A 3,260-nucleotide genomic window follows, 5' to 3' on the forward strand; every position below is an offset into this window, starting at 1 on the left:
CCTTCACCAGCGGCATCCTCAACCGTGACCCGATCCGCACCGGTGCTTCGGCAGCACTGGTCAACGGCGCACTGGATGCCTTCGTCAAAGCCGCCGCGATTGAATTGCCACGCGGCCTGCGCATCAACTCTGTCAGCCCGACGGTCTTACAGGAAGCCATGGACAGCTACGCGCCGTATTTCCGTGGCTACAAACCGGCACCGGGCGCTGATGTCGCATTGGCCTACGCAAAAAGTGTCGAGGGGTTACAAACCGGTCAGACTTACATCGTTGGCTGAGCGGCAATTGCCTCATGTGAGAACAGGGACATCCACTCAACCACCAGGGCACGCGGGGCCAAAAATCTGAACGCCCCGTTCAGTTGGCTTTGAACCCTGGCCGTACTCAACCGGTAACCGTCTACGTAGAGTGTTACATCTTTGTGATAGGCAAACAGCGTAATCGCTTGTGTCCTTGCCTTCGCCTCTGGGCTCAGCGAGACATTCACCTCAACAAAGGCCGGATCAGAAGCCCCTTTGAGCACCACCGAGATATCCGTGAAATCCGTGTATGAGGAATAGACGAGCCGGGCGGGCTCGTCTGAAAGGGCAACATTTGCCCAAAGCAGAAGAACGCAAATGCTCCACTTGATATTCATGGCTGTATCCGATTAAAAGAAGTCGACACTCTCACGACTCTCCACGCTTAAGTGTAGGAAACTTCGCATTCAGCAACTCTCCATTTCCCATCGTTGTAAGCATGCGGTTCAAACTGTATCCCGGACTTGTGATGAAGCTCAGGCCTGCGTAACGTGGCGGCAATTGTCCGGAGACCCAATAATGCGTGCCGCCCACAGCCTTGTTCTATTAGCCCTGCTCCCCCTGTTCGCCGCCTGCCAGATATTCGACAGAGAACCCACCAAACCGTCTCTCGCCGGGCTGACCCGTATGCAGGGCGAACTCACGGCGGTCGGCGGCAAACTGCTGTTCCAGCCGTGTGGCGACAAACGCAACTACGTGGTCAACGACAGCGGCGGCACCAGCATCCTGCAGGAAGCGGCTTCGCTGGCCGGCGAGCAAGGCGCGTTGTTTGCCGACCTGCGCGGCAAGTTTTCCGGGGTCGCCAGCGGCACCCAGGGCAACGTCGACCTGCAACAACTCTACCGCGTCGAGCGCTCGACCTCGGCCTGCGATGACCCGGACTTCAAACGCATGATCCTGCGTGCCAACGGCCACAAGCCGACCTGGGTGATGAACGTCACCGCCAAGGGCCTGGTGCTGGAACGCGAAGGCCAGCCACCACTGGCGGTGCCCTATGTAGAAGAACAAATCGGTGATGGCCGCTTCAACCTGATGACCGAAGCCAACAACCAGCACGTGGAGTTGTGGGTAGCCCCGCAGCGTTGCGTCGACCCGGTCAGCGGTAGCCTGCAACACATGACCGCCGAGTTGCGCGTCAACGGCCAGGTGCAGCGCGGTTGCGCGTCGTTCGGCGGCTCGCGCGACGACTGACGCCACGCCATGCTGTTTTAACATGACGGGAAACCGCCATTGGGGCTTATAATCGCCGGTTTGCAAAACAGCCGGCCTCCTTGCCCGCCGCCTACCGGACCCTGTCATGTTACGAATCACCGAACTCAAGCTGCCCATCGACCATCCCGAAGAAGACCTGCGGCCTGCCATCGTGCAGCGCCTGGGCATCGCCAGTGATGACCTGCTCGATTTCACCCTGTTCAAGCGCAGCTACGACGCCCGCAAGAAATCGTCAGAGCTGTGCTTCATCTACACCATCGACCTGAACGCGAAAAACGAAGCCGCCCTGCTGCTCAAGTTCGCCGACGACCGTAACGTCAACCCGGCGCCGGATGTCAGCTACAAGGTGGTCGGCCAAGCGCCGCAAGACTTGGCCGAACGGCCGATCGTGGTGGGTTTTGGCCCCTGCGGCATTTTTGCCGGCCTGTTGCTGGCGCAAATGGGCTTCAAGCCAATCATCCTCGAGCGTGGCAAGGAAGTCCGCCAGCGCACCAAGGATACCTGGGGCCTGTGGCGCAAAAGCGTACTCAACCCTGAGTCCAACGTGCAGTTCGGTGAGGGCGGCGCCGGGACCTTTTCCGACGGCAAGCTATATAGCCAGATCAAAGACCCGAAATTCCACGGGCGCAAAGTACTGCACGAATTCGTCAAGGCCGGCGCGCCGGAAGAAATCCTCTACGTCAGCAAGCCGCACATCGGTACCTTCCGCCTGACCGGCGTTGTGGAAAACATGCGCGAGCAGATCATCGCCCTGGGCGGTGAAGTCCGTTTCGAGCAGCGTGTGACCGACGTGCTGATCGAAGACGGCCAGTTGAACGGCGTGGTGATCGACGGCGGCGAGCAGATTCTCTCCAAGCACGTGATCCTGGCCCTGGGCCATAGCGCCCGTGACACGTTCCGCATGCTCCACAAGCGCGGTGTTTACATGGAAGCCAAGCCGTTCTCCGTTGGGTTCCGCATCGAACATCCGCAATCGCTGATCGACGCGGCACGCCTGGGCAAATACGCCGGACACCCGAAACTCGGCGCCGCCGACTACAAGCTGGTGCACCACGCCAAGAACGGTCGCTCGGTCTACAGCTTCTGCATGTGCCCGGGCGGCACAGTGGTCGCGGCGACGTCTGAACCGAATCGTGTTGTCACCAACGGTATGAGCCAGTACTCGCGTAACGAACGCAATGCCAACTCCGGCATCGTGGTCGGCATCACGCCTGAAGTGGACTACCCAGGTGGCCCGCTGGCCGGTATCGAGCTGCAGGAACGCCTGGAGTCCCACGCGTATATCCTCGGCGGCAGCAACTATGAGGCGCCGGCGCAACTGGTCGGTGACTTCATCGCCGGCAAGCCCTCAACGGCGCTGGGCAGCGTGGAGCCGTCCTACAAGCCCGGCGTTTCGCTGGGCGACCTGGCCCTGGCCTTGCCGGACTTCGCCATCGAGGCCATCCGTGAAGCCTTGCCGGCCTTCGAGAAGCAGATCAAAGGCTACTCACTGCACGATGCGGTGCTGACCGGTATCGAAACCCGCACATCGTCGCCGCTGCGGATTACCCGTAACGAATCGATGCAGAGCTTGAACGTGAAAGGTCTGTTCCCGGCCGGTGAAGGTGCAGGCTATGCCGGTGGGATTCTGTCGGCGGGTGTCGACGGGATTCGGATTGCCGAGGCGTTGGCACGGGATATGTTGGGTATCGAGGCCTGACGCAGAATCTGAAAATAGCGCGGTTCAAAATGTGGGAGGGGGCTTGCCCC

The 3,260-nt window shown here is 60.3% G+C and carries 3 protein-coding genes and 1 pseudogene; 3 read left to right on the forward strand and 1 reads right to left on the reverse strand.

Annotated elements, in window-relative coordinates:
• Positions 1-278: pseudogene (locus ACRESD_RS22185) on the forward strand (short chain dehydrogenase); the annotation flags it as partial.
• On the opposite strand, the gene ACRESD_RS22190 reads toward ACRESD_RS22185, so the two are convergent.
• Positions 263-637 (reverse strand): hypothetical protein, encoded by a 375-nt coding sequence (locus ACRESD_RS22190; RefSeq protein ID WP_431752867.1) that lies wholly within the window; start codon positions 635-637, stop codon positions 263-265. The pseudogene ACRESD_RS22185 and the gene ACRESD_RS22190 sit on opposite strands and share 16 nt — an antisense overlap.
• A gap of 181 nt (positions 638-818) precedes the next feature.
• Between ACRESD_RS22190 and ACRESD_RS22195 the strand changes: the two genes are divergently transcribed.
• Positions 819-1,490, forward strand: coding sequence for a COG3650 family protein (locus ACRESD_RS22195; protein ID WP_431752868.1), 672 nt, complete (start codon positions 819-821; stop codon positions 1,488-1,490).
• A gap of 106 nt (positions 1,491-1,596) precedes the next feature.
• Positions 1,597-3,210, forward strand: a complete 1,614-nt coding sequence (locus ACRESD_RS22200; protein ID WP_431752869.1) for an NAD(P)/FAD-dependent oxidoreductase — start codon at positions 1,597-1,599, stop codon at positions 3,208-3,210.
• Positions 3,211-3,260: the final 50 nt, after the last annotated feature.

The organism is Pseudomonas sp. (assembly GCF_050739995.1).
GTDB lineage: Bacteria > Pseudomonadota > Gammaproteobacteria > Pseudomonadales > Pseudomonadaceae > Aquipseudomonas.